The organism is Streptomyces montanus (genome assembly GCF_005786655.1).
Lineage (GTDB): Bacteria > Actinomycetota > Actinomycetes > Streptomycetales > Streptomycetaceae > Streptomyces > Streptomyces sporangiiformans.
The window spans coordinates 32,205-57,254 of record NZ_VBZC01000060.1 but is presented as its reverse complement, the minus strand read 5'-3'; the positions used below and the strand labels follow the sequence as shown (position 1 = coordinate 57,254).

General features: G+C 69.8%; 22 protein-coding genes and 3 pseudogenes. 9 read left to right on the top strand and 16 right to left on the bottom strand.

Translation table 11 applies throughout. From position 1 onward, the window contains the following. Positions 1 to 38: 38 nt before the first annotated feature. Complete coding sequence (locus FE633_RS37680; protein ID WP_138049660.1) at positions 39 to 755, bottom strand: ANTAR domain-containing response regulator; 717 nt, start codon at positions 753 to 755, stop codon at positions 39 to 41. Positions 756 to 869: 114 nt separating this feature from the next. Between FE633_RS37680 and FE633_RS37675 the strand changes: the two genes are divergently transcribed. Further along, on the top strand, positions 870 to 2,000 hold the full coding sequence (locus FE633_RS37675) for a GAF domain-containing protein (protein ID WP_138049659.1): 1,131 nt from the start codon (positions 870 to 872) through the stop codon (positions 1,998 to 2,000). A 6-nt stretch (positions 2,001 to 2,006) separates the two neighbouring features. Here the strand turns inward: FE633_RS37675 and FE633_RS37670 are convergent, their stop codons facing one another. Further along, complete coding sequence (locus tag FE633_RS37670; RefSeq protein WP_138049658.1) at positions 2,007 to 2,801, bottom strand: RNA polymerase sigma factor SigF; 795 nt, start codon at positions 2,799 to 2,801, stop codon at positions 2,007 to 2,009. A 230-nt stretch (positions 2,802 to 3,031) separates the two neighbouring features. Here FE633_RS37670 and FE633_RS37665 point away from each other — a divergent pair, with 230 nt between their 5' ends. Beyond that, positions 3,032 to 4,825, top strand: a complete 1,794-nt coding sequence (locus FE633_RS37665; RefSeq protein ID WP_138049657.1) for a thiamine pyrophosphate-requiring protein — start codon at positions 3,032 to 3,034, stop codon at positions 4,823 to 4,825. A 78-nt stretch (positions 4,826 to 4,903) separates the two neighbouring features. Here FE633_RS37665 and FE633_RS37660 read toward each other — a convergent pair. The 3 genes and pseudogenes from FE633_RS37660 to FE633_RS37650 all read right to left on the bottom strand — a co-directional run. Further along, a pseudogene (locus FE633_RS37660) lies at positions 4,904 to 5,092 on the bottom strand (cupredoxin domain-containing protein); the annotation flags it as partial. Positions 5,093 to 5,137: 45 nt separating this feature from the next. Continuing rightward, positions 5,138 to 5,389, bottom strand: a complete 252-nt coding sequence (locus FE633_RS37655) for a DUF2933 domain-containing protein (protein ID WP_138049655.1) — start codon at positions 5,387 to 5,389, stop codon at positions 5,138 to 5,140. Positions 5,390 to 5,440: 51 nt separating this feature from the next. Then, positions 5,441 to 5,722: an SHOCT domain-containing protein gene (locus FE633_RS37650; RefSeq protein ID WP_138049654.1), complete on the bottom strand. Its 282-nt coding sequence runs from the start codon at positions 5,720 to 5,722 to the stop codon at positions 5,441 to 5,443. Positions 5,723 to 5,945: 223 nt separating this feature from the next. Here FE633_RS37650 and FE633_RS37645 point away from each other — a divergent pair, with 223 nt between their 5' ends. Then, positions 5,946 to 8,762 (top strand): heavy metal translocating P-type ATPase, encoded by a 2,817-nt coding sequence (locus FE633_RS37645; protein WP_138049653.1) that lies wholly within the window; start codon positions 5,946 to 5,948, stop codon positions 8,760 to 8,762. Positions 8,763 to 8,907: 145 nt separating this feature from the next. Here the strand turns inward: FE633_RS37645 and pspAA are convergent, their stop codons facing one another. From pspAA to FE633_RS37630, 3 genes are all read right to left on the bottom strand, one after another. After that, positions 8,908 to 9,186: a PspA-associated protein PspAA gene (pspAA, locus tag FE633_RS37640; RefSeq protein ID WP_138049652.1), complete on the bottom strand. Its 279-nt coding sequence runs from the start codon at positions 9,184 to 9,186 to the stop codon at positions 8,908 to 8,910. Continuing rightward, positions 9,183 to 9,959, bottom strand: coding sequence for a PspA/IM30 family protein (locus tag FE633_RS37635; RefSeq protein WP_138049651.1), 777 nt, complete (start codon positions 9,957 to 9,959; stop codon positions 9,183 to 9,185). The genes pspAA and FE633_RS37635 overlap by 4 nt, the downstream gene beginning before the upstream one ends. A 250-nt stretch (positions 9,960 to 10,209) precedes the next feature. Then, entirely contained in the window at positions 10,210 to 11,199 is a 990-nt protein-coding gene (locus FE633_RS37630) for an Acg family FMN-binding oxidoreductase (protein ID WP_138049650.1), read from the bottom strand. 248 nt (positions 11,200 to 11,447) lie between these two features. On the opposite strand from FE633_RS37630, the gene FE633_RS37625 reads away from it, so the two are divergent. The 5 genes from FE633_RS37625 (at position 11,448) to FE633_RS37605 (ending at position 15,490) form a co-directional block, all read left to right on the top strand. Further along, positions 11,448 to 11,999 (top strand): hypothetical protein, encoded by a 552-nt coding sequence (locus FE633_RS37625; protein ID WP_138049649.1) that lies wholly within the window; start codon positions 11,448 to 11,450, stop codon positions 11,997 to 11,999. A 26-nt stretch (positions 12,000 to 12,025) separates the two neighbouring features. Continuing rightward, positions 12,026 to 12,400, top strand: coding sequence for a hypothetical protein (locus tag FE633_RS37620; protein WP_138049648.1), 375 nt, complete (start codon positions 12,026 to 12,028; stop codon positions 12,398 to 12,400). 688 nt (positions 12,401 to 13,088) lie between these two features. Beyond that, positions 13,089 to 14,534: a wax ester/triacylglycerol synthase family O-acyltransferase gene (locus FE633_RS37615; RefSeq protein WP_212747329.1), complete on the top strand. Its 1,446-nt coding sequence runs from the start codon at positions 13,089 to 13,091 to the stop codon at positions 14,532 to 14,534. 134 nt (positions 14,535 to 14,668) lie between these two features. Continuing rightward, complete coding sequence (locus tag FE633_RS37610; protein ID WP_138049647.1) at positions 14,669 to 15,112, top strand: hypothetical protein; 444 nt, start codon at positions 14,669 to 14,671, stop codon at positions 15,110 to 15,112. A gap of 45 nt (positions 15,113 to 15,157) precedes the next feature. Then, complete coding sequence (locus tag FE633_RS37605) at positions 15,158 to 15,490, top strand: hypothetical protein (RefSeq protein WP_138049646.1); 333 nt, start codon at positions 15,158 to 15,160, stop codon at positions 15,488 to 15,490. On the opposite strand, the gene FE633_RS37600 is transcribed toward FE633_RS37605, so the two are convergent. Further along, a complete protein-coding gene (locus FE633_RS37600; RefSeq protein WP_246114010.1) occupies positions 15,487 to 15,957 on the bottom strand; it encodes a peptidoglycan-binding domain-containing protein in 471 nt (156 codons plus the stop codon). The two genes, FE633_RS37605 and FE633_RS37600, sit on opposite strands and share 4 nt — an antisense overlap. 324 nt (positions 15,958 to 16,281) lie before the next feature. Here FE633_RS37600 and FE633_RS37595 point away from each other — a divergent pair, with 324 nt between their 5' ends. After that, entirely contained in the window at positions 16,282 to 17,250 is a 969-nt protein-coding gene (locus FE633_RS37595; protein WP_138049644.1) for an AraC-like ligand-binding domain-containing protein, read from the top strand. Between the two features lie 222 nt (positions 17,251 to 17,472). On the opposite strand, the pseudogene FE633_RS37590 reads toward FE633_RS37595, so the two are convergent. The 7 genes and pseudogenes from FE633_RS37590 to FE633_RS37560 form a co-directional block, all read right to left on the bottom strand. Beyond that, positions 17,473 to 18,500, bottom strand: a pseudogene (locus tag FE633_RS37590) (IS630 family transposase); the annotation flags it as partial. Positions 18,501 to 18,514: 14 nt separating this feature from the next. Continuing rightward, positions 18,515 to 19,150, bottom strand: coding sequence for a hypothetical protein (locus tag FE633_RS37585; protein ID WP_138049643.1), 636 nt, complete (start codon positions 19,148 to 19,150; stop codon positions 18,515 to 18,517). A 23-nt stretch (positions 19,151 to 19,173) separates the two neighbouring features. Continuing rightward, complete coding sequence (locus tag FE633_RS37580; RefSeq protein ID WP_138049642.1) at positions 19,174 to 19,839, bottom strand: hypothetical protein; 666 nt, start codon at positions 19,837 to 19,839, stop codon at positions 19,174 to 19,176. Between the two features lie 28 nt (positions 19,840 to 19,867). After that, positions 19,868 to 20,615: pseudogene (locus tag FE633_RS37575) on the bottom strand (SDR family oxidoreductase). 126 nt (positions 20,616 to 20,741) lie between these two features. Continuing rightward, entirely contained in the window at positions 20,742 to 21,161 is a 420-nt protein-coding gene (locus tag FE633_RS37570) for a CBS domain-containing protein (RefSeq protein ID WP_138049641.1), read from the bottom strand. Between the two features lie 95 nt (positions 21,162 to 21,256). Further along, a complete protein-coding gene (locus tag FE633_RS37565; RefSeq protein ID WP_246114009.1) occupies positions 21,257 to 24,013 on the bottom strand; it encodes a cation-translocating P-type ATPase in 2,757 nt (918 codons plus the stop codon). Between the two features lie 44 nt (positions 24,014 to 24,057). After that, on the bottom strand, positions 24,058 to 24,936 hold the full coding sequence (locus FE633_RS37560) for a potassium channel family protein (RefSeq protein WP_138049640.1): 879 nt from the start codon (positions 24,934 to 24,936) through the stop codon (positions 24,058 to 24,060). Between the last annotated feature and the right edge of the window lie 114 nt (positions 24,937 to 25,050).

The window sequence follows — 25,050 nt, the reverse complement described above, 5'->3', positions numbered from 1 at the left end:
GGCGCGCCGTCGCACCATGCCTTCGCGGCGCGCCGGTTTCAGTCGGCCAGGGACATCAGTTCCTGCTCCACTCCCTGCCCTCGCTTGTCGACGATGGCCGAGGCGACGTCGGACAGTTTGCGATTGGTGCCCTGGGAGATGCGGCGCAGGACCGTGAAGGCGGCGTCCGCGTCGCAGCCCAGCACATGCATGGCGATGCCGCACGCCTGGTCGACGACGGGGCGGGTGCGCATCGCGGCGCCCAGCTGGTCGAGTTCGGTGAGCGCGGCGCGGTAGGAGCGATCGCGTACGAGACAGGTCGTGGCGAGGTCGCCGAGGGCCCGGGCCGGGCCGTGCGGGGCGTCCTGCAGCGTGCCCGGACGGAAGCTGTACAGGCTGAGGGTCACGGTCATGCCCGCTCGCCGGAAGGGAATCGTGACGCTGGAGCGCACGCCCGCGTCGAGCGCCATGGCCCGGTACTCCGGCCAGCGCTCCTCGGACAGCAGGTCACCCGACTTGACGGTCTCACCGCCTTCCACGGCGGCGGGGATCGGGCCCTCGCCGGAGCGGAGCTGGACCGAGACGAGCGCCGCGAGGTCGGGATGGGTCGCCGCGGCCGGCCGCTCCGTGCTGCCGTCGCTCACGGTGGTACCGGCGCCGCAGCAATCGGTGGTGCACCGCACCGCCTGCTCGGCCAGCTCCGACAGACGACGAGCCGGGAGTGCGGATTCCGGGGACTCCGTGCCCCGGGTGCCTAGCTGTTCGGTCTCCGACATGGATTCACACGCCTCCTCTCTCTAGCGCCTTCCCGAACACCTGCGGGAAAAACGAGTTCGAATGGTTCCGCTCCAGTTGGTCCGCGGCGACCTGTAACGGGATACGTTGCGTTCATGGTGCAGACGGAAGAGTTCGGTGAGGAGCTTGCGGATTTTGTGCGACGCGTCGCGGAACTCAAGGCGGCCCGGTCGGTGCCCAGGGACGAACTCCCCACGGTACTCGACGCGGCGCTCTTCGAACTCGACCATGTGGCCGACCAGTTGTGGCCGTGGTACGAGCGGCTGACCTCGAACGGCAACCCCGGCGGGCCCTCCACCGACCGCCAGGAGCAGCAGCTGCTGCGGGCGATCTTCCAGCGCCTTCCACTGCCCGTCGTGCTGCTCGACCGGGAGACGACCGTGCGCAGGCTGAACTTCGCGGCCACCAACTTCACCGGCGTAAGGGCGGGTTACGCGACGGGCCGGCCGCTGACCGGTTTCCTCGCGCACTCCGACCGGGCCGCGTTCCGTTCCCAGGCCGCGGCCGTGGCGCGCGGCGAGGGCGACCGCAGTCTCACCGTCCATCTTCAGCAACGCCCCTCAACTCCCGTGCACGCGACGCTCGCAGCGCTGCATCCGAACGGTGAGCCGCGTACCGCCATACTCGTGGTACTGCAGCCCGCGGGGTCGCGAGTTCCCTCGGCCGAGGGCGCGTCCGGCCCACTGCCCGACCTCGCCGAGACGACACGGCACGCGGCGCAGATGGACCTGGTGGACGCGATGACCACGGCGTTGCTGAGCGAGCCCGCGAAGACCCGGGCAGCCGTTCTGGAGCGGGCGGCGCGGGTGCTGCACGGGCGGTTCGCGGACTGGGTGGTGGCCGACGACGGGCCCGCCCGGCCGCTCCGTACATGGGTGCTCGGACCCGCGGAACGGCAGCGCGAGCAGGTCACGGACCTTCAGGCGCAGGATCCCGCCGCGTGCCCCCTCGTCGTCGAGGCGGCGCGCGGCGGGTCCACGGCACTCCAGGTGCGCCCGGAGGATCCGGACGCCTTCGGCCGGGACGCCTCGGGCGCCCCCGTCCTGGTCCGCGCGAACGTCACGTCCCTGCTGTGTGTACCACTGACCGTCGACGGCGCCGTGCAGGGCGTGCTCACCCTGTTCCGCAGCGGGGCCCGGCTCGCGTTCTCGATGGCCGAGGCGCAGGTGATGGACATGATGTCCCGTCACATAGCCCTGCTGCTACGGAACTTGGACCGGGAGTAGGCCGGCCTAGGCCGCGTCCTGCATGACCTGGTCCCGCAGTCGGCCGCAGCAGCGGCTGATCAGTCGGGAGACGTGCATCTGAGAGATGCCGAGCTGTTCGGCGATGCGGCTCTGGGTCATGTCGCCGAAGAACCGCATGTAGAGGATGGCCCGTTCACGCTCGGGCAGAGCCTGCAGGCGTGGTTTGACCGCCTCACGGTCGATGACGACGTCGAGCGACGGGTCGGGGGCGCCGAGCGCGTCACTCAGCGAGTAGCCGTCCTCGCTGCCGGGGAGTTCGGCGTCGAGCGAGAGGGCGGTGAAGCTCTCCAGGGCCTCCAGCCCGACGCGCACGTCCTCTTCGCTCATCCGCGCGTGTTCGGCGATCTCCGTGACGGTGGGCTGCCGGCCCGAGACCGTCTGGGACAGGTCCTGGCGGGCGAAGCGGACCCGGTTGCGCAGGTCCTGGACGCGGCGGGGCACATGCAGGGTCCACATGTGGTCACGGAAGTGCCGCTTGATCTCACCGGTGACGGTCGGTACGGCGTAGCTCTCGAACGCGTTGCCGCGCTCCGGGTCGTAGCGGTCGACGGCCTTGACCAGGCCGAGTGCCGCGACCTGGCGCAGGTCCTCATAGCTCTCGCCGCGGCTGCGGAACCGCCCCGCAAGCCGTTCGGCCATGGGCAGCCACGCCTCGACGATCTCCGCCCGCAGGGTGTCGCGCTGCTGCCCGGGAGGGAGCTTGGCGAGGGTACGGAAGGCCTCTGCGGTGTCGGGGGCGTCGTCGTGCGGGTGGTGCTTCGCGCTCGCGTGAGTCTGCATGGTGCGTCGCAACTCCCTTGAGTGGTGCCTTGGTTGGACGGTCACCGTGGGAGCGCGCCGAGAGCCGGACGGGCACACCCGTGGCGGGCTTTCACCGCTCCCACGGACGTGCCTCCTGTCCGAAGCACTGAGGTTCGCTTGCCCGACCACTCGCGCGGCAAACACCCCGCAGGTTTTCCAGGACCGGCGTGGGTGACTCGGCCGGTACAGCCCACCCCGGGAGGAACCGCATGAGCACCAAAGTCGCCGATCATGTCCTGCAGCGCCTGCGCGAATGGGGCGTAGAACAGGTGTTCGGGTATCCAGGGGATGGCATCAACGGCCTCCTGGCCGCATGGGGCCGGGCCGAGGACCGTCCCCGCTTCGTCCAGTCACGCCATGAGGAGATGTCCGCGTTCGAGGCGGTCGGCTACGCGAAGTTCTCGGGCCGGATCGGGGTGTGCGTCGCGACCTCGGGGCCCGGCGCGATCCACCTGCTCAACGGCCTGTACGACGCCAAGCTCGACCATGTGCCGGTGCTGGCGATCGTCGGCCAGACGCACCGCAGCGCGATGGGCGGCTCGTACCAGCAGGAGGTCGACCTGCACACGCTGTTCAAGGACGTCGCCTCCGACTTCGTCGAGACGGTGACCGTTCCCGAGCAGTTGCCGAACGTCCTGGACCGGGCGATCCGCACCGCGTACGCGCGCCGCGCCCCCACCGCCGTGATCATCCCCGGAGACGTACAGGACCTCGACTACTCCGCCCCCACCCACGAGTTCAAGATGGTCCCCTCCAGTCTGGACCGCAGCACTTGGACCTCCCTTCCGTCGGAGGAGGCGCTGGAGCGGGCGGCCGAGGTCCTCAACTCCGGTGACAAGGCGGCGATTCTGATCGGCCAGGGCGCGGCCGGAGCACAGCCCGAGGTGGAGCAGATCGCCGAACTGCTCGGCGCGGGCGTCGCCAAGGCGCTGCTCGGCAAGGACGCGCTGAGCGACGAACTCCCCTACGTCACGGGAGCGATCGGCCTCCTCGGCACCCGGCCCTCGTACGAGCTGATGCGCGATTGCGACACGCTGCTGACCATCGGCTCCTCCTTCCCGTACACACAGTTCCTGCCGGAGTTCGGGAAGGCACGCGGCGTACAGATCGACATCGATCCGCATATGGTCGGGATGCGCTATCCGTACGAGGTGAATCTCGTCGGGGACGCGAAGGCGACGCTGGACCGGCTGATCCCGCTGCTGGACAAGGACCGCGGACGCGAGTGGTACGACACCGTGTGCGCGAACGTGGCGCGCTGGCGGGGTGTGATGGAGCGCCGGGCCGAGCTGTCCGCCGACCCGATCAACCCCGAGTACGTGGCGCGGACCCTCGACCCGCTGCTGCCCGGCAACGCGATCATCACGTCCGACTCGGGGTCGTCGGCGAACTGGTACGCGCGCCACCTCACGCACCGCGCCGGTATGCGCTCCTCGCTGTCGGGGACCCTGGCCACGATGGGGTGCGGGGTGCCGTACGCGATCGGCGCGAAGTTCGCGCATCCGAACCGGCCCGCGATCGCGCTCGTCGGTGACGGGGCGATGCAGATGAACGGGCTCACGGAGCTGATCACGGCGGCCAAGTACTACCACCGGTGGGAGGACCCGCGGCTCGTCGTGGGCGTCTGGAACAACCATGACCTCAACCAGGTGACCTGGGAGATGCGCGCCATGGAGGGCGCCCCGTCCTTCCTGCCCTCGCAGGAGATCCCGGACGTCCCGTACGCCGCCTTCGCCCGCTCGCTCGGGCTGACCGGCATCCGTGTGGAGAAGCCGGGAGACGTCGAGGCGGGCTGGCGCGCGGGGCTGGAGGCCGACCGCCCCGCGGTGATCGAGTTCCTGACCGACCCGGCCGTCCCGCCCGTTCCGCCGCACGCCACCTGGAAGCAGCTGGAGGCCACCGCCGCCTCCGTCCTGAAGGGCGACTTCGACCGCACGTCCATGGTCCGGCAGGGCTTGAAGGCCAAGATCCAGGAGTTCCTGCCGGGGCACGACCGCGACTGACGTACGGCTGTTTTCTCTACGGGCTCACAGCGTCGTGGGTCATGGCCCGGGCTCAGCGCCGGGCGCGCCGCTTGAGTGTCAGCCCACGGTGAGGGTGCCCTCCATGTTCGGGTGGATGGTGCAGATGTAGGAGTAGCTGCCGGATGCGGACGGTGCGGTGAAGGTGGCGGTTGAGTCGCCTGCGATGCTGCCGGTGTCGAACATCTTGTCCCCGGTGGCGGTCACGGTGTGCGGGGCGGAGTCGCGGTTCACGACGGTGATCTTCGTTCCCTGGCGGGCGCGGCCGTGCCGTGGACGCCGGTATCCGGCCGGTCAGCGCCGGCCGGATCCGGGGTGTTGGTGCTGGTCATGCTTGTGCAGCGGGTCGTCGTCCCGGTCGTCACGGCTGTGACCGCCGTGCATGTCCTGACCGTGCATGCCCTTCATCATGAAGAACATCATCAGCGGGCAGGCGGCCACGAGGGCGAGCCAGACGAGGCTCCCCAGCGAGGCGCCCACGACCAAGGCTCCGACGACGACGATCGCGGCGGCGAGCGCGTACATGCCGTAGTTGCGCTGGTTCATCACGAGCCTCCTTCAGCGGAGGACAGAGGCCGCAGCCAGTGCGGCCGGCTTTCAGGGTTTGGTGAGAGGGCCGGCGTGCAGGGCGTTCAGGCGGCGCCGGTACTCCTCCTCGTCGATCTCCCCGCGGGCGAACCGCTCCCCGAGGACCTGCTCGGGTGTCTGCGGTGTCTGCGGGGTCTGCGGCGCGGTGGGGGTGTGGGTGTGCTCGTGAGGCCGGTTCACAGCGCGGAAGAGCAGCACGCCCACTGTGATGATCAGCGCCCAGAACAGGATCATGCTGGCGGACATCGCAAACCAGCCCCATCCGCTGACGTCGTGGCCATACCAGAACATCGCCATTCACCTGCTTCGGATCGTTCGGCGATCGGGTGCGGGCCCGGAGGTCCGGCGCCCTGAAGGAGCCTGTGTCCTCATATGCATCGTGCCTCTCCCGGGGAGCGACGCGCTGGGGCCGGCTGGTCCCGACCGAGTGGGACGTTCAGCCCCTACCACGTAGTGGTAGACGGACGGAGGCTTGAGGGAGCGAGCTGGAAGGGGGCGCGCTGCCATGGGTGCCATGGGTGCCACCGATGTCGTCGTTGTCCTGGCCGCCGCCGGACTGATCGCCGCGCTGGGCTGGTTCTTCTTCGGCCCTCGCCGGGCGGGTGCCGCCCGGCTGGAAGGCGGAGTGCAGCGGGTGGAGGTGACAGTGCGGGGCGGCTACAACCCCAGCCTCATCAAGGTCCGCCAGGGCACGCCCGTGGAGCTGGTCTTCGACCGTCAGGAGTCCGGGGAGTGCACCTCCCGGGTGGTCTTCCCTGAACTCAAGGTCGGCGCGGGACTGCCCGCCCACACGCGCACCACGGTGCGACTCGCCCCGGACCGGCCGGGGGCCTTCGGCTTTGCCTGCGGCATGAACATGATCCGCGGCACGCTCCTCGTCGAACCCGCCGGCGGCCCCGCGGCAGCCCCTCCGACCTCCCCCGACGGCTATGACACCACCGCCGCGCCCCCGACTCCGGCGGGCAGCGGGGAAACGGGGTCCGCCGAGGCCGAGGCCGCGGACGCCGCCGAGCGGCAGGCCGAGATCAAGGACCTGACCCTCCGGGTGGCTGTGGGCGCGATGCTCACCGCCCCGGTGCTGTTCGCCGTGATGGCGCACGAACTCTTCGGCGCCGACTGGGTGCCCGATTGGATGCTCAACCACTGGCTGCAGCTGGCGCTGATCACCCCGGTGATGCTTTACACCGGCCGGCCGATCCACGTGACGGGCTGGCTGACCCTGCGCCACCGCGCCGCCGACATGAACAGCCTCATCACCCTCGGCACTTCTGCCGCCTACGGCTACAGTCTCCTGGTCACCCTCGCCCCCGGTCTACTGCCGGAAGACGTACGCGAGGTCTACTACGAAGCCGTCGGCGTCATCCTCACCCTGATCCTGCTCGGCCGGCTGCTGGAAGCCCGAGCGAAGGCCGGCACCGGCGAGGCCATCCGCGCCCTGCTGGGCCTGCAGGCCCGCACCGCCCGCGTCGTGCGTGACGGAACCGAGACCGAGATCCCCGTCGAGGACGTGGCCGTCGGCGACGAGGTAGTCATCCGGCCCGGTGAGAAGATCCCCGTCGACGCCGAGGTACTCTCCGGCTCCTCCGCGGTGGACGAGTCGATGGTCACCGGCGAACCCATGCAGGTCACCAAACACACCGGGGACACGGTCATCGGGGCCACTGTCAACGGCACCGGATCCCTGCGCGTGCGGGCGTCCAAGGTCGGCGCCGACACCATGCTCGCCCAGATCATCCGCCTCGTTCAGCAGGCCCAGGCGTCCAAGGCCCCCATCCAGCGGCTCGCCGACGCGGTCTCCGCGTACTTCGTGCCCGCGGTGATCGCCATCGCCATCGGCACCTTCGCCGTCTGGTTCACCCTCGGCCCCTCCCCCGCACTGACCCTCGCCCTGGTCTCCGCCGTCGCGGTCCTGATCATCGCCTGCCCGTGCGCGCTCGGACTGGCCACCCCCCTGTCGGTGATGGTCGGCACCGGCAAGGGCGCCCAGGCCGGCATCCTGATCCGCTCCGCCGAGGCCCTGGAGACCGCGCACAAGCTGGACACCGTGGTGCTGGACAAGACCGGCACTGTCACCGAAGGCAAACCTGTCCTGACCGACGTGCACCCGGTCGGCGGCATCGACGAAACGCAGCTGCTGCGGCTGGTGGCGGCGGCTGAGGCCGACAGTGAACACCCCTTGGCGCAGGCCATCGTCACCGGCACCCGCGACCGCGGCCTGTCGTGGCATGCCGCGACAGGCTTCGACTCGGTCACCGGCAAAGGCGTCCAGGCCACCGTGGACGGGCACGCCGTCCTGGTCGGCACCGCCCGGCTCCTGGGTGACGTCGGCATCGACACCACCACGCTGGCGTCCGTCGCCTCCGACCTGTCGGCCCAGGGCAAGACCCCTGTCCTGGCCGCCATCGACGGGCGGCCCGCCGGGGTGCTCGCGGTCGCCGACACCGTCAAGGACGACTCCGCCGCAGCCATCACCGCCCTCAAGCGCCTGGGCGTCGAGGTTGTCATCATCACCGGCGACAACGCCCGTACCGCCGCCGCGATCGCCGCCCAGGTCGGCGTCACCCAGGTGCTGGCCGAGGTGCTCCCGGAACACAAGGCGGACGAGATCCGCCGCCTGCAGGGCGAGGGCCGCACCGTGGGCATGGTCGGCGACGGCATCAACGACGCCCCGGCTCTGGCCGCCGCCGATGTCGGCCTGGCGATCGGCACCGGCACCGACGTGGCCATCGAGGCCGCCGACATCACCCTCATCTCCGGTTCCCTGACCGGCGTCGTCACCGCCATCCGGCTGTCGCGGGCCACGATGCGCAACATCCGTCAGAACCTGTTCTTCGCCCTGGTCTACAACGCCGTCGGCGTCCCTCTCGCCGCGGGCGCCCTGTACCCGCTGTGGGGTATCCGTCTCAGCCCGATCATCGCCGCCGCCGCGATGGCACTGTCCTCCCTGTCCGTCGTGACCAACGCCTCCCGCCTGCGCCGCTGGCACACCAGCCCGCTGCCACCCGCCACTCCGGAATCCGTCACACCCCGGGTGGAGTCCGCAGCCAACCGGGTAACGGCCCAGCCCGCTGCGGCCGACGTCGGGCGACTGCCGCGCCACTCGTCTGGGTCCGGCACCGGTCACGAGCACCCGCCAGGCTCGGAAGCGATGGCTGTGGACCCGGTGTGCGGCATGCATCTGGACCGGGCAACAGCCGCCGAACGACGCGACACCGAAACCGGCAGCTTCTTCTTCTGCTCCGCGCACTGCGCGGCCGCCTTCGACGCCGACCCGGGCCGCTACCCCGCATCGGCAGCAGACGGGACAAACGACGGAGGGCAGAACCGATGACCGCCATCCCCGACCACGCCCTCACCGCGGATCCGGTAGCGAACGCCGCCCCTCGCGGCCACGCCGACCACAAGACCGAACACCTGTCCCGGTTGCACCCGGGCAGTGAGCTGCCGGTCGGGCTCGAATCGGCTGCGCATCGCCATCAGCCCGGGATCAGGCCCTCGTCGGAGAGCAGGTCCCGCACCTGCGTGAGGGTGGTGTCCTCGTCGGGCAGGACCAGGTCGGACGGCGTGATCGCCTCGGCCGGCAGAGGTGTGCCGAGACTACGCACCGCGTCCAGCAGGGCCGACAGGGCGGTTGCGAACGCCGTCTCGTCGCCGGCGTCGGCTGCCGACTGCAGGGCGGCGTCCAACTCGTTGAGCCGGTCGAGGTGTTGGTCGGTGATCTCGTACTGGCCCTCGCCGAGAATCCGCATGATCATGAGGTCGCCTCCGGGTCCGGCGGGCCCTGCTCGGCGCTCCTGCCTTCTACGGCGGGCGGGGTGGCGGCCGCGGGGAGCTGGGCTTTCATCCGGGCCAGTTCCTTGTCCACGTCCTGGCCCGCGGTGACGCGCTCGAGTTCGGCCTGGATGTCGTCGCGGCCGGCCGGGAGGGTGGCGTCCTCCAGAGCGCCGGAGGCGAGCAGTTCGTCCAGTGCTCCGGCGCGGGCCTGCAATTGTTCGGTCTTGTCCTCGGCGCGCTGCACGGCCATGCCGACATCGCCCATCTCCTCGCCGATGCCGGTGACGGCCTCGGTGATGCGGGTCTGGGCCTCGGCCGCGGTGTAGCGGGCCTTGATGGTCTCCTTGCTGGTGCGGAAGGTATCCACCTTGGCCTGCAGGCGCTGTGAGGCGAGGGTAAGTTTCTCCTCCTCGGCCTGCAGCGACGCCTGCTGGGGCTGGAGGTCGGTGATCTGGGAGGCCACGGCGGTGCGCCGACTCAGGGCTTCGCGGGCGAGGTCCTCGCGTCCGGCGGCGAGCGCCTGCTGGGCCTGTCCCTCCAGCTTGCCGCTGGACTGCCGCAACTGGTTGATCTGCAGCTCGACGCGCTTGCGGCTGGTGGCGACGTCCGCCACACCACGTCGTACCTTCTGCAGCATTTCCTGCTGCTGGGTATAGGAGTAGTCCAGTACCTCGCGCGGGTCTTCGGCCCGGTCCAGGGCCTTGTTCGCTTTGGTCCGGAACAGGGTGGCTATGCGGTGGGCGATGGTGGTCATAGCGGCCTGCCTCCTCTCGATCGGTGAGGAATCAGCCAGTCCATGCCTCGTCTGCGGGACACCTCCAGGCTCCGGCGGCATGGTCTGGGCCGCAACCTCGCTCCTGGCGTCCCGGTCATTGGCCGCGGCCGGTGACGGCGCGGAACCGCACGCGGGCTCGTGGACAACGACGACCTTGGAGAACCACAGGTCAGGCGTCGGCGTACTGTCCAAGCAGTCGGCAAGTGTGACCCAACCTCCTGCCTCCGCTTCACTCGATGTCGAGCACCTCGTGCACGGGGCGGCGCGGCGTCTCGGGGCCCGAGGGGCCGTAACCGAGCCTGAGCACGATCTGCACGAATCCCATCGCCGAGAGCGGGTCGCGGACGGCCCAGCGAAGTTCTGGCCACTCGAGGGCATGGGAGGTGAGTGAGGTGGACAGCCCGTCCAGCGTGGCCTGAAGCAGGACGCGCTCCAGCGCCTGGCCCGCCTGCAGCCAGTCCCTCGGCCGGTCATCGGCGGTGCCCAGGAGGGCCAGCTGGGGCGCGTTCTCAAACGTGGCAGCGTCACGGCCGGGCACGCGGCGCCTTCCGGCGAAGTCGCGCACCGGGGCCTTGCCGCCACGCTTGCGTGGGCCGAAGGCGTAGTCCGGGATCCCCTCGGTCGCAGTTTCCGCGACATCGGCGCCGACACGGGTCCAGCGCCTGAGCTCCTCGGAGGCGGTGGGGTCCAGGGCGTCGCGCCCCTCCGCGTCGTAGACCAGGTCCAGCAGCGTCTGAACATGCCATGCGTCAGGGAAGATCAGCCGGGCCCCCTCCAGGAGGGCGGCAGCACTCAGGGCGTCCTTGATGGCTTGAGGTATTTCGTCGCCCGTGAACGGGTGACGACTGGTGCGGCGCCGGTGGATCGTCGGGTACAGCGGGACGAGGTCGCTCTCGGGAGATACAGGGGTGGTCAGCCGCACCGTTGCGAGCAGCTGCGGGTCCGCGGCGTCGGGGAGCAGTTCGGTGGCCGGCTCCCAGCCCGCATGAGCCGCGGCGACGCGCAGATTGAACAGGGCGGCGGCACAGCCCAGGTGGAGGGCACGGGTGGTGGGGTCGGCACGCGGCATGGCGCGTTCGAGGTCGGAGCGCACTTGGACGGTGCTGCTGTCGCGGACGAAGCGGAACGTCCACGGCTGCGCGTTGTGCATGGACGGAGCGGCGGTGGCGTCTCGGACGAGCCCCGTCACGGTGTTCGCGTCGATCGCTTCTGCCGCCACGGCCACCCTCCCGGTGGACCCGACCGACCTCCTGCACCGCCTGCGTCGGCGGTCTGCCTCTCACGGTAGCCCCAGCACGCGGCTGCCGCCGCTCAGGCCGTCGGCAGCGGTGTGCCCCGCTCCGGCAGTGACGCGCTGCAGAGCGGAAGCTGCACGGGTGTGCGGTCCGTTGCCGATAGAGTCATTTTGCACCTTTTTCACCTTATTACCGCTTCGTCGAAGCACGGTCGCCTTCGGAGGGCAGGCCCATGGCAGCACTGATCCCGGGCAGTGAACAGACGCTTGCCCTGAGCTTCACCGACCGCGAATGGTGGACCGTCATCCACGGCATGGGACTCGGCGCCGCGTTCCTCCTCGCCTTCGCAGGCGGGCTCGCCGAGTTGTACAGCCTCAAACCCGCGCTGATGACACGCGAAGGCGTGGTGAAGCGGATGCGGCGGGTCAGGATCGGCGTCACCGCGATGGCGGTGGCGGCGTGGGCGACGGTGATCACCGGGACCTGGGTCGTCTACCCCTGGTACCGGGAGAAGATCCCGAGCAGCCCCAGGTCGGAGTTGCTCGCCGACCCCGGCACAGCGGACTGGCACGAGTTCGGCATGGAGTGGAAGGAGCACATCGCCTGGCTCAGCCCGATCCTGGCGACCGCCGTCGTCTTCATCGTCTGGTACTACGGACCGGGCCTGATCCGGCACAACCGGGTCCGGCACACCACCATCGCCCTGTTCGTCCTCGCCTTCGTCTTTGCCGCGATCGCCGGGGCACTCGGCGCGTTCATCACCAAGGTCGCGCCGGTCCAGTAACAACAGGCACGAAGGGAGGCCGAAGAATGGAACCCAGTAACGGAGAGACCCCCTCCGCAGGGAGAGGGCAGGACGAATTCCCCCTCAGCGAAAAGGTGGAGGGACCGATCTCGGCGGCGATCATCGCCGCGGGCATCGGCGCCACCGCGCTCGGTCTGTTGACCACCCTTGCCGAGGCCGACACGAGTGTGCAAGACGCTCTGGAGTGGAGCGCCTCGGTCGGTCCGCTCTCCGGCAAGACCACGCTGACCGTGGTGGTCTGGCTGCTGGCGTGGGCGGTACTGCACATGACGCTGCGCAACAAGCCGTACGAAACCGTGCGTGCCCTCATCATCAGCTCGGTGCTCATCGCCCTGGGGGTACTTGGCACCTTCCCGGAATTCTTCCAGCTCTTCAGCTGAGGCGCGCATATCGGCCGTCCCTCATGGCGCCAAGCCGGCCCTGCGGCTGACCGTTACAGGGGAAACTCGTGATAACGCGTGACGCAGGCCGCGCTCTGGCGTGCCATGCCCTTGTGGTCGGCGGCGCCATCGTCACAGCCCTGCCGCCGGTGTACGCCTGCCGCGCCGCGGTCCGCAGGCCGATCGGGCTGCGCTTCCGGCGCAGGGTGCCGGAGGCCGGGGCGGGGACGACTCCCACCCGGACGTCACCTCGACCGGGACCTGTGCATCGCCTGCGGCCGGTGCTGGGAATGTGCTCTGAGGTACAGGGCACCTTCGCCCCCCACCCTGGTTGGCAGAGGCAGCGACACAGTCGTGGCCCCTCAGCACGCGCCCCCTTGGCCGGGTCGGACGGCGTGGCCTGCGGCGGCGACATCTACCCCACAGGGGCGATCAGCCCGGACCACTCCGCGGGCTCACCTCCGCGTTCCACCCCGCGGCGGCCCGGACGCGCGCACCGCGGTCCAGGGCGTCGCGCAGCGGATCGTCACGTACGGTGGCGCGGGTGGCGTCCCCACTGAGAGGCCGGCTCGTCGCAGGCCGTGGTGCGGTGGACATCAGCGCCCGCCATGTCCGCAGAGCTCTGCGTCTTTCACCGCGAGTTGGGTGAGCGAGACCATTGAAGTGTGCAAGCTTCCTGATCTTCGTCGTGGGCGGCGGTGGGATCATGAACAAGTCAGGCGTTGCGCCAAGATCTGCCCAGCCCGGCCCCCGGATCCCGGTCTTGGAACGGTTGGGCCCGGCGGATCTCATGATGCTGTGGCCGGATGATCTCGGCTGGCCCGAGGTGATCGGCGCCCTCGCCATCCTCGATGGCACCGGGCTGTTCGATCCGGATGGTCGCTTTCGGATCGGGGCGGTGCGGGAGGTGATCGGAAGCCGTCTGCCTCAGGTCCCTCGGTTCCGTCAGCTGCTCCATACACCTCGGCGGGGGCTCGGCCGGCCGCTGTGGGTCGATACTCGATTCTTCGATCTCACCGAGCACGTCCGCGTCCTCCCCTTCGCTGCTCCCCCTGATGAGACAGGCCTTCTTCGCGCTGCTGAGCACGTGCGCGCTCTCCCCCTGAGCCGGTCACGGCCGCTGTGGGAGATGTGGTTCCTGCCCGGCCTGGCCAGCGACGCGGTGGCCATGTTCATCAAGGTGCACCACACCATCGCCGACGGCCCGGCGGGGGTGGCCCTGCTCGGTACGTTCCTCGATCCGAGTGCCGATGCGCCCACGACGCCCGCCCTTCCTTGGACCCCGGCGCCGATGCCGTCGGGCCGCGACCTGTTCGAGGACAACCTTCGTCGGCGCGTCCAGGCGGCCGAAGGCACGCTGTCGAAGCTCCGTCGGCCCGCCACCACGCTGCATCAGGCCCGGGAGAAGTGGCCCGCGGTACGCGAGAACTATCTCAAGGAGCGAGCGCCACGGACCAGCTTCAACATCCCGATCGGTCGGCACCGCAGACTGACGGTCATCCGCAGCAGCCTCGACGCTGCCAAGCAGATCGCTCACAGCCACGGCGTAAAACTGAACGACGTCCTGATGTCGGCAACCGCCGGCGGCCTTCGAGAGCTGCTGCGCAGCCGTGGGGAACACGTCGAGGATCTGGTCCTGCGGGCCTTCGTGCCCGTCTCGCTCCACCAGGAGGAACCCGGCAGGGCACGCGGCAATCAGGACGGGATGATGTTCGTGCCGCTCCCGGTCGGCGAGCCCTATCCGATCCGGAGGTTGCGGCTGATCGCCGAGGCGAGCGTCCGACGGAAGAAGCACGTAATTGGCGCTCCCGAAGGAATCGTCGGCGGTAACCGCGTCCTCCAGCGGGCCATGACACGCGGCCTCGCCCGTCAACGTTGGGCGAACGTGTACATCGCCAACATCTTCGGTCCTCCGATGCCCCTCTACCTCGCCGGAGCGCGGATCACCGAAATCTTCCCGGTGGTACCGCTTATCGGGAACTTCACCCTTGCGGTCGCTGCGCTCTCCTACGCCGAGCAGTTGAACATCACCGTCGTAGCCGACGCGAACGCCTGTCCCGACGTCGAGATCCTCGCTCAGGGCATGCGGGACTCTCTTCAGGCGCTGAGCCCTTTCAAGCCCGTCCTGACGTGAGGTAAGGAGCGAGACGCCCCACCGTCTCGTCCTTCACACAGTCTGCCCAGGGCCGAGATGGCGCGCGCTACCGTCCCCGAACAGCACACCTAGTGCTGTGACCGCATAGGTTCGCCGAGTTGACGATTGGAGCGATGGGACGCCGACCGGCCGCAGTGGAACTGCCTGCAGCGGTACAGGAGTCGGTGACCGTGTTCGGGGAGGAGGTGGCCGCTTTGGAGTTCGATGCCAATGGCTCTGACGCCACCTTCGCTGCCCTGAAGGAGTACCGGGCGGCGTTGGCGGCGTACGACCGGGCCAGTGGGGCGCGTACGAAACCCGACGCGCTGACCGCCCTGCGCGACGGCCGCGCCGCCATGATCCGTCTCGACGCCCGGCGCCATGGCCGACCAGTCCCGATCGACGCCCTCCCGCCGGCCGCCGACCCCGGTCGCCCGCGACCGCTCACCGGCACCGGCGAACGTCATCTGTCCATCGGTTACGGCGACGCCAAGACCGAGGTGCTCATCGACGATCCCGAGCCCGGCCGTCCTGCCCTGGTGGAGGCCGATGCCACCAGCGAGGGCAACTTCCACTGAGGGGCATGACACACACTGCGGATTGCCCCATACCAGGATCTGGTCGTGATCATCGGGAAGTACCACGGCCGTCGCTACCTGGCTGCGGACGGCACCCACCTGCTCGTTACCACTGCCAACAGCAGGGACGACCGCAGTTGGTCGACCCGCGTCGCCCCGTTGTCGGCCACGACCAGGCTCGCCCCCGAACACTGCGGCCACAGTGACGAGGTGCTTCGCCACAACGGCGGCCCCGCGTTGCTCACCGTCCAGTTCCAGTCCGACACCAACTGGCAGGTCCGTTACGTGTGCCAGGGCCTACGGTATTGGCCTGCAAGGCAGACGTCGACGCCGACCTCAGGCACAGAGGTCGGCGTCGACAGACGTTGTGGTGACTAGAACGAATGAGTGTCGCAGTACGGGTAAACGCCCCCGTTGACGGCGTCCTGCCAATATCCCAGCCACTTGATCGCATTACGGGTTGCCGGCCCGTAGACGCCGTCGGCGCTCAGGCCGAGCATTGATTGGAGCCACCGAACGGCATCCACCGTGCCGGTGCCGTAGATCCCGTCTGCCCCTCCGGTGGCGCGGATCCGATCGGCGGCATAGGTGCCGCTGTAGCAGCGAAGGATAGCCGTCTGCAGCGTCTTCACAGCGTTTGAGCTGCCCGTGTGATATTGCATGTAACAGCTCGTACCATTATCGGTGCGCGCGGGAACTGTGTAGCTTGCCAAGTACCCATCGGCGCGCTTCACCGTCGTGTTGCACGGACCGTAGGCGGCGTGGGCGGGCGCAGTCATCATCGGGCTGGCCGTCAGGCCGGCGGCGAAGAGGAGAGCCAAAGCCCCCAACACTCCGATCCGCATGCGGAGCGTCGTTGATACTCGTTGCACGATGCAATCCTTCCGGTCGGTGATGTCGTCTCAGGGACGGCCTCGCCCACGGACCGTAGGGTCATCGTGACCTTCGGACTTTGTCATCCGTGCAGGGAACTTTGTCAGCAGTGCACAGCCTCAAGTTGACGCCACATCAGGCGAGGGCCCTGCGTGCCCGTCGAAGCCGTTGCGCAGCAAGAGAGAATCCCGCCAAACTGAGGGCGGGAACCGTCCGTGTCTAGGGGGACTTGTGGGGGAACGGGCCGAGGTACTGTCAGGCTGGCTCTATGACCGACGCAGACGAAGGTCTGCCTCATGAGCCCGGTCCTGGACACCGCGTTCATACCGCCGCGGGACCGGGAGGAAGTGATCCGGAATGCGGTGTGGGAATCCATGGTGGCGGTCGATATCGACCACCGTCCTCCGGCTGAGGACATCTCCGTTCGCATCGGGCTCGGCGCCGTGGGGCCCATCAAGATCTGTTCGGCGCGGGCGACCGCAGTCACTCTCCGTCGGACGGCGCGGCTCGCCCGGGAGGACGAGGAGCCGGCCGTCACTCTCGGTGTTCAGATGACGGGCAGCAGCCTGGTGGTGCAGAACGGCCGCGAGTGCCTGCTGAGGCCGGGAGACTGCGCCGTCTACGAATCGATCGCTCCCTACACACTTCTCTTCGACGAGGGAGTCGACCACCGCTTCATCCGGTTCCCCCGCGCGGCACTCGCGCTCCCCGACCGGTTGCTACGAGACATCACCGCGGTCCCCCTGGGATCCGACAACCCCATTGCGCGCCTCGCCTTCACCTACTTCTCCCAACTGGCCGTCAGCGACGAATTGCACCAGGGCGTGTACGCCGATGCCGTGGTGGAACCCAGCATCGAACTGCTCCGTGCCGCGTTGGCGTCCCAGCACGGTAACTCCAGCGTGGCCAAGGGCCCGTTGGAGGCGACACTCAGCCTGCGGATCACTCATTACATGCGGGCGCACCTGGCTGATCCCGATCTGTCGGCGGCACGGATAGCCGCTGCACACAGCATCTCCGTACGTCACCTCTACGCGGTGCTGTCCCGGTCAGGCATCATTCTCGGAGACTGGATCCGTAACCGCCGCCTGGCCGAATGCAGGCGAGAGCTGGCCGGCCCGACCGGCCGACTGCGGACCATCGCAGCAGTAGGACGGAGTTGGGGCTTCGTGGACGCGACCCACTTCAGCAAGGTGTTCAAACAGGCATACGGACTCTCGCCTCGGACCTGGCGCGACCAGAACCACCCCCGCTCCTCCGCGTAATGGTCTCCGCGCGGCCGCGTTTCGCATGGCCGACCTTGGACGCTCAGTCTGGGCCCGGGGTCAGACCTAGCGGACCATCAAACTCATGCCCGACGGAACCGTCTTCGACCGGACGGCAAGAAGGTCAGCCTCCAGGAGCAGGGCCACGAGTATGCAGAAGCCCAGCTCATCGCGCTCGGAGCGCCGGTGCCGTGGGCTGGCTGCACAGGTTCGCCAAGTTCTTCAGGCCGCGGCGGCGACGGGACGTCCGCCCCAGCGGATGCCTCTCTCGCTGCGGATCCGGGCGCGTTCCTTGCGTTCGGCGGCCAAGACGTCGCGGTGACGGGCATTGGCGTTGCGCCACCGCAAGTAGGCGTGCAGAGCCCGGGTCTGCACGGTGTGGTTGGGGTGATGGGAGTTGGCGATGGTGAACTGCCGCAGCGGTCCGAAGTGGGCCTCGATCGGGTTGGCCCACGAGGCGTAGGTCTGGGTGAAGCACAGTTCGACCTTGTGCTTCTTCGCCCAGCGGCGGATGTCGGCGCCCTTGTGGGCGGACAGGTTGTCCAGGATCAGGTAGATCGGGGCGTCGTCGGGCCGGGCGGGATCGACTTCAGCGCGGCCAGCGTGTTCCCGGCGCCTTTCTTGCGACGGTTGACGCCTCACAGGGTGTCGTCGCCGATCGAGTAGCAGCCGTGCAGGTACCGCACCCCGTGGGTGCGGTGGTAGATGGCCGGTACTCGGTCGGGCTTGGTCTGCTCGGCCCAGCAGTTGCCGCCGGTGGGCCGGATTCCCAGCGGGCCGAACTCGTCGAAGGCGAAGGCCCGGTCCGGGAAGCGGTCCAGGACGTGTTCGATGCGGTCGAGCTTGGCGTCGCGCTCGGGGTCGGGTGATTCCTTCCACGTCTTGGTGCGCTGGAAGGTGATGGCGCGGCGGGCGAGCACGCAGCGTAATGCCTCGCGGCCGATGCGTATGACCCGGCCGTGGACCTTCCGCAGGTAGGCGACGAGCTTGCGCAGTGACCAGTGGGTGAAGGGCTGGCCGAGCTTGACCGGTCGGGTGGTGGCCGTCGCCACGACGAAGTCCTCGTCGTCAGTGCTGAGCAGGCGGGGACGGCCTCCCGCCCATCGAGGGTCCAGACAGGCCAGGCCGATCTCGTTGAAGCGATGGATCACGCCGCGGACGGTGTCTTCGTCGGCCTGAACCAGCTGGGCGATCACCGGCACGCGGTTCCCGCCGGCCGAGGCCAGCAGCATCATTGCCCGCCGGTACCTATGCGGTCACAGCACTAGCTGGGCTGTCTGGACACCTGCTCCGCCGCCGCCCTGACCGCTCGGAGGGTCCCGCGCAGAACGACGCCGATGCCGGGGGAGACGAGCGTCCAGTAGCGGCCGAAGCGGGCGGTGGATGCCGGGTCCGTGCAGGCGGTACGCGCCTCGTAGGTGAGCAGGGATCGCCGGGTGCCGTACGGATGAACCACGAAGGCGGCCGCCATCTTCGCCCAGCCGGCCTCGTCGAACGACGTGAAGTGCTCCGGTTCGACGCGCCGCCACTCGATGGAGGCCCGCCACGGCTTCCCGACCGCCCCGAAGACGAGCTCACGTCCCGGATCCTCGCCCAGCGCCACCCAGGGCTGACCTTCCCAGGCTTCACCGGCGGTGTCGAACAGGTCGGCCACCCGCAGCGACGGCGGGGTCGGCATGGACCGGCCGCGGAACCGTTCAGGCAGTCCGCGCGCCCACACGGCCGCGTTGAGCAGCGGCGAGTGGATGGTGAGGAGGTCCAGCCCGCGCGCGGCCTCGTAGGCGACGGGCGGTGCCGCGGCGAGTGCCACGCATTCGAGTCGGGAGAACGCGAACTCGGGCAGCGCACCGTCCAGCAGCAGCGGTTCACCGGCGGGATCGACGGTCGAGTCGGCACTCATCGCAGCCTCCCGGGAGCATGTGGTCACGCGGCCCGGGCGAGCCGCGCGCGCAGGTTGTGGAACTGGCGGGTCTGCATGATGAAGTGGGCGGGTTCCCAGAACAACACGTCCATCGGCCTCGTGAGCACGCGCGGGCGGCTTCGACCGTGCGTGCGGACGACAAGGCGGGTGTCCGCGCCGGCCGGTTCGAGGTGGAAGCCCCACACCGAACTGACGAACGCGACAGGCGGCGGGCCATGGAACGCGTCGATCGGGCTGCCGGACGGCAGTCGCGTGTCGGCCCGCAGCACCAGGGTCCGTTCCGGTACGAGTACCGCGACGGTGAACCAGGCGCGGCCGCTGGGCACCGACGCAAGCCGCTGTCCCGGCTCCAGGCCCTGCCACTCGCCGACGATCCGATCAGCGCTCGGTCGTCCACCGTTGTCCAGCCGGTCCCAGCTGTACCAGCCGCCGCGGTCACACCCCATCTGCGCCAGCCACGGCCAGACCTCCGAAGGCGGCGCGGGCAGGGTCGTGGCCATGGTCGAGCTGCTGTCGGCACCGGGGATGAGCTCATCCCCGGGATAGGAACGCGCAGCCTCTTCGCGAGTCGCGCCCCAGGTCAGCATCATCGGCCGCAGGACCAAGCCGTGCAGCGCCAAGGCGACCGCTGCGGAAGCGGCGGCCCGGGCCTTGGACACGGGAGTCACGGGGTGGCACACCTCGCCAGGTGTCCGGTCAGCGGGCTGGAGTCAGGACGGTCGGTGGGCCGGCGGTGACCCCGCCGTCCAGGACGAACTCCACGCCGGTCGAGAAGGTGGCGTCGGTGACGATGAAGAGCACCATACGGGCGACCTCCTCGGGCTCCCCGAACCGTGGGAGGGGCTGTCCGGCCGTGAACGAGTCGTCGAAGTCGGCCGTCATCGCGGTGCGCACCGCACCGGGGTGGACCGAGCAGACACGGATCCCGTCCGGCGCCAGTTCCAGTGCCGCGGCCTTGGTCAGCCCGCGCAGCGCCCAATTGCTGGCCACATACGATCCGATGCCGGCGTAGCCGGTGATGCCGGCGATGGAGGAGATGTTCACGATCACGCCTCCGTCGACCCGGCGAAGAGAGGGTGCAGTCATACGCATGCCCAGCCAGGTGCCCTGGAGGTTGACGTCGATGACCCGCCGGAAGGATTCGAGGCTCTGTTCCTCGATGGTTCCCCACGCGAGGATGCCGGCGTTGTTGACCAGCACCGAGACGGGCCAGTTCCCGCTCCGTCTCCGCCACCACCGTCTGCCGGCCGTCCTCGGTGCTGACGTCCAGGTGCGCGTAGGGGGCCGGGCCACCGAGTTCCGCCGCCAGCTTCTCCCCCTCGGCATCGAGGACGTCGGCGACCACCACGGCCGCGCCCTCGGCCGCGAGCAGACGTACCACAGCGGCGCCGATCCCTCTGGCTCCACCGGTGACGATCGCCACGCGCTCATCGAGACGTCCCATCATGACCTCCTGAACCCATGGCTCGACGAAGATCCGCAAGAGCAGCATCGACCGCGACCGACTCGCCATGACGGTATGAGACCTCCGGTCTCAAGGGCCGCAGGCCGACGACCGATGAGTCGTCGGTCAGGGAGCCGCGGAGATGGCCTCGACGAAATGGCCCACCTGGTCCTCGGGCAGGTGACGGGCGAGGTCCGCCTCGCTGATCAGGCCGACGAGGCGGTGATTGTCGATGACCGGCAGCCGGCGGATCTTGTGCTCCTCCATGGTCTGAAGGACCTGGGCGGCATCGGCTTGGGCGTCGATCGTGATCGGCTTGCCCTGCTCCAGCTGGCCCGCGGTCACGGTCCTGGGGTCCTTGCCCTTGGCGAGACACTTCACCACGATGTCGCGGTCGGTGATGATCCCGTGGAGCCGGTCGTCGGGTCCGCAGATCGGGAGGGCTCCGACGTCCAGTTCCTTCATCTTGCGCGCCGCGTCCTGAAGCGTCTCGTCCTCCTGGATGCAGGTGGCGCCGGCGTGCATGATCTCCCGGGCAGTGGTCATGATCGTCTCCTTCGAGCGTCGCTGTCCACGCGGGAAGAGCCACGGAGCCTGGCCCACCCGGGCCGGTACTCCTCCTCCAGACCAGTGTGGATTCCTCACCTCCCGTGCGCATGCCGGGAACAGGCGCCCACGTCACTCAAGGTCCCTGGGGCTGCCCCGGTAGGCACCGACTTCGGCGGGCGTTCCGGTCTCAGCCGCGCCTGGAGACGCATCACGACATGCCCGAAGCCGGACAGCACTGCGGCGATCGCCAGATCGGTGGGCCGAACCGGCTCCGTACCCAACAGGTCCCGCAGGGGCGGCAGATAGACGCCGGCGACCTGGAGGCTCAGTGCCGCGCCCACGGCGACCAGCAGGAATGGGTTGGCCAGGCTGCCCGGGCGGGCCCGGGAGCCGAGGGCCACGCCGAGCTGGGTCGCCCCGAGCACCAGGAAGATCATGGACTGCCAGGGGCGTCCGGTCTCCCGGGCCCAGACGCCGACCACGAGGGTCACGGTGGCGACGAAGGCCCCCATGAACAGGATCCGTGGCCACAGGCCGGCGCCCAGCACGCTCTCCTCCGGGGGCCGGGGCGGGTGGCGCATCGTGTGCGGGTCGACGGGTTCCGCGCCGAGAGCGACGCCTGGCACGCCGTGCGTGAGCAGGTTGATCCACAGGATCTGCGCGGGCAGCAGCGGCAGCGGCATCCCCAGGAAGGGGCCGAGGAGCATGACCAGAATCTCCGCGGTGCCCCCGGCGAGCGCGTAGAGCAGGAACCGGCGTACGTTCGCGTAGACCCGGCGTCCCTCCTCGACGGCGGACACGATCGTGGCCGGGTTGTCGTCGGCGAGCACCAGATCGGCCGCCTGGCGGGCTACCTCGGTGCCGCGCCGGCCCATGGCGACGCCGATGTCGGCCTGACGCAGGGCCGGGCCGTCGTTGACGCCGTCTCCAGTCATCGCCACCACGTGCCTGGCCCCGCGCCACGCCTGGACGATGTCCAGCTTCTGCTCGGGCGTGGTCCGGGCGTAGACCCGTACGCCCGTCAGATCACCCGCTGTTCCTTCCCTGATCCGATCGCCGGTGGTGACCTCCTCGTCGCTGGAGGCGATGCCGAGGCGGTCGGCCACGGCCCGTGCGGTCAGCGGATGGTCGCCAGTGATGAGTACGGGGACGACGCCGGCCCGTTTGCAGGCGGTGATCGTCGGTTCGGACGCGCTGCGGGGCGGGTCCAGGATGCCGACGAGGCCGAGGAGCGACAGGCCCGACTCCCAGGTCGGGGGCCGTTGCGCCGTGTCCTCGTGGTCGGCCGAGGCGACGGCGAGCACCCGGTACCCGCGGCGTGCGAGCGCCTCCGCCTGTGCGGCCGCTCGGGCGACTACCTCAGGACCGTCGGACAGGGTCTCCGGCCGGAGCATGGATTCCGGCGCTCCTTTGCACGCGACCCGCACTCCGCCCTCCGGGCGGCGGTGCACGGTGGTCATGCGCTTGCGGTCGCTGTCGAACGGGATCTCCTCCAGGCGCGGCAGTTCGCGGTCCAGCGCCGCCCGGTCCAGCCCGAGGCGGGCTCCGGCCACCAGCAGGGCGGCCTCGGTGGGATCGCCGAGAGCGCTCCAGTCCGGGGAGTGGTCCGACGGGGGCTCCAGCGCCGCGTCGTTGCACAGCATCGCGGCCCGCAGGAGCGCCGCCAGGTCGGGTGCGTTGCCCGGGGTCACCGTCTCGCCGTCGCGGACGATCCGGCCCTCGGGGTCGTAGCCGGTCCCCACGACCGCTGCCTCGCCGAGTGACGTCCACAGTTGCTCGGCGGCCATCCGGCCCTCGGTCAGAGTGCCGGTCTTGTCGGTGGCGATCACGGTCACCGAGCCCAGGGTCTCCACCGCGGGCAGTCTGCGGACGATGGCGTGGCGGTCCGCCATGCGCCGTGCTCCCAGAGCGAGAGCGAGCGTCACCACGGCGGGAAGGGACTCCGGAACGGCGGCGACAGCGAGGCTGATCGCCGCCACGATCATCAGCTCCACGGGCTGTCCGCGCACCAGCCCGAGAGCGAGCACCACCGCGCACAGCGCCACGGTGACAGCCGCCAGCGTCCGGCCGAACCTCGCCAGGCGGTGTTGCAGCGGAGTCAGGCCGGGCGCGGCGCCCATCAGGGAAGCGATCCGGCCGAGCGCGCTGTCGGCCCCGGTGGCGGTGACCACGGCGCGGCCACGGCCGCGGACAATGACCGTGCCCGCCGACACCGCACCGCGCGCCGGGTCGCTGTCGGGCGCCTTCTCCGCCGGGACGGACTCGCCCGTCAGCGAGGACTCGTCCGCCAGGAGCAACGCCGCGGCCTGCACGTCTGCATCCGCGGGGACGATCTCCCCCTCGGCCAGCAGGACCAGGTCGCCCGGCACCACCTCGGTTGCCGGGACGGAACGTTCCTCACCGTCCCGCACCACCCTGGCGGCGGGGGCACTCATGGCGGACAGGGCCGTGACCGCCTGTTCCGCGCGTACTTCCTGTACGACGCCGACCACGGTGTTAACGGTGATCACGAGCAGGATCACTGCGGCGTCGGAGAGATCGCCGGTGGCGATCGTCAGGGCGGCGGCCACGAGCAGCACGAGGATCAGTGGGTCGCGCAGCTGCTGCAGCACCCGCCGCCACACCGGGGCCCGCGGCTCTGCGGGGACTTCGTTGGGCCCGTGGAGCGCGAGCCGCCGCGCGGCCTCGTACGACGACAGCCCCGTGGCAGGAGTCGTACCCGGGAGCCGGTTGGCCTCCCCAGCGGACCTCCGGCTGCTTCCGTGCGGGTTCACGCCCGTGGCGGAGCCGCGTCCGGACAGCTCCGAGCGTTGGGTGGCATCAGCCGCTCCTGTCGTGTACCCGGCCACCGCCCCGAGCGACGGCGCTCTGCCCTCTCAGAGTGCCCCCTTGCTCAGGGCTGCGCGCGGCTGCGGCCGTGGTCGGCGGCATACGCGGCGAGCACTTCCGTCGGTGTTCCGCCCGTATGGAGGAAACGCTGGTCGAGGATGGCGGCAAGGTCTTTCAACGCACCGGCGAGCAGGTCACCGGCCAGTCGCGCCTCCGGCCGCCGCCCTGCCTGTCCGCGCTGGGCAAGGGCGTCGGCGTAGCCGACCATGGCCGCCAGCGACGAGTGGTCCTCCCCGTCGTGGAAGTAGTACGCCTCGGCGTACTGGGTGAAGTCGATACGAACGCGTACGACCTCGGTGGCCAGGCTGTCCAGCAGCAACGCCCCCGCAGTGCAGTCGATCTGCTCGGTCGACGGGTCCGCGTCGCGCAGCAGCGCCAGCCGGATGGCCAGGACCCTCCGGCGGGTCAGCGCCGGGTAGATCTCCAGTACCCAGGAGACCGTGGCCGTGAGGAGGGCGAAGCCGACGAGGGCCTCCAACGGTGAGACCAGCCGGAGCCAGCCCTCGCCGGGTGCGATGTCCCCCAGCCCCAAGGTGGCCACCGTGACGAGCGACAGGTACACGGAGTCGAGCAGCGCCGGCTCCTGCGCCGCCTTGGAACCGGGCGAGAAGGTGAACGCCCCGGGCATGTGGGGCCAGTAGACGATGGCCCAGCCGAGGATGACGGTGGCGGCCCACATGCCCACCACCGTCACCATGGCGAGCGGCCCGACGAGCCCGACCACACGCCTGCGCCCACGGAAGCGCCGGGCCAGTCGCCACAGCGCCGTCATGACGAGACGACTCAAACCACCGTGGCGGGTGGGGTGCCAGAGCGTGTGGAACAGGTCCCGCAGGGTGACCATGACCAGCCCGGCGCCGACCAGCGAGACCACCCACTTCATCCACGTCTCCCACGACCCTGTCGCCTGCGGCGCGCCTGTAGCGGAACCCCGCTTCCGGAGCCTAGGCCGACGGCGCCGCCGCGAGGCTCCGAACCGCCGCGCTCCCGGAATTCC

Coding starts and splice junctions, on each gene's coding strand:
- FE633_RS37650 (WP_138049654.1), bottom strand. CDS start 5,722: ATGTTCTGGTATGGCCACGACGTCAGCGGATGGGGCTGGTTTGCGATG.
- FE633_RS37670 (WP_138049658.1), bottom strand. CDS start 2,801: ATGCAGACTCACGCGAGCGCGAAGCACCACCCGCACGACGACGCCCCC.
- FE633_RS37675 (WP_138049659.1), top strand. CDS start 870: ATGGTGCAGACGGAAGAGTTCGGTGAGGAGCTTGCGGATTTTGTGCGA.
- FE633_RS37645 (WP_138049653.1), top strand. CDS start 5,946: ATGGGTGCCACCGATGTCGTCGTTGTCCTGGCCGCCGCCGGACTGATC.
- FE633_RS37600 (WP_246114010.1), bottom strand. CDS start 15,957: ATGCGGATCGGAGTGTTGGGGGCTTTGGCTCTCCTCTTCGCCGCCGGC.
- FE633_RS37585 (WP_138049643.1), bottom strand. CDS start 19,150: ATGAGTGCCGACTCGACCGTCGATCCCGCCGGTGAACCGCTGCTGCTG.
- pspAA (WP_138049652.1), bottom strand. CDS start 9,186: ATGATCATGCGGATTCTCGGCGAGGGCCAGTACGAGATCACCGACCAA.
- FE633_RS37560 (WP_138049640.1), bottom strand. CDS start 24,936: ATGAAGTGGGTGGTCTCGCTGGTCGGCGCCGGGCTGGTCATGGTCACC.
- FE633_RS37680 (WP_138049660.1), bottom strand. CDS start 755: ATGTCGGAGACCGAACAGCTAGGCACCCGGGGCACGGAGTCCCCGGAA.
- FE633_RS37625 (WP_138049649.1), top strand. CDS start 11,448: ATGGCAGCACTGATCCCGGGCAGTGAACAGACGCTTGCCCTGAGCTTC.
- FE633_RS37570 (WP_138049641.1), bottom strand. CDS start 21,161: ATGACCACTGCCCGGGAGATCATGCACGCCGGCGCCACCTGCATCCAG.
- FE633_RS37620 (WP_138049648.1), top strand. CDS start 12,026: ATGGAACCCAGTAACGGAGAGACCCCCTCCGCAGGGAGAGGGCAGGAC.
- FE633_RS37595 (WP_138049644.1), top strand. CDS start 16,282: ATGAGCCCGGTCCTGGACACCGCGTTCATACCGCCGCGGGACCGGGAG.
- FE633_RS37665 (WP_138049657.1), top strand. CDS start 3,032: ATGAGCACCAAAGTCGCCGATCATGTCCTGCAGCGCCTGCGCGAATGG.
- FE633_RS37610 (WP_138049647.1), top strand. CDS start 14,669: ATGGGACGCCGACCGGCCGCAGTGGAACTGCCTGCAGCGGTACAGGAG.
- FE633_RS37635 (WP_138049651.1), bottom strand. CDS start 9,959: ATGACCACCATCGCCCACCGCATAGCCACCCTGTTCCGGACCAAAGCG.
- FE633_RS37655 (WP_138049655.1), bottom strand. CDS start 5,389: ATGAACCAGCGCAACTACGGCATGTACGCGCTCGCCGCCGCGATCGTC.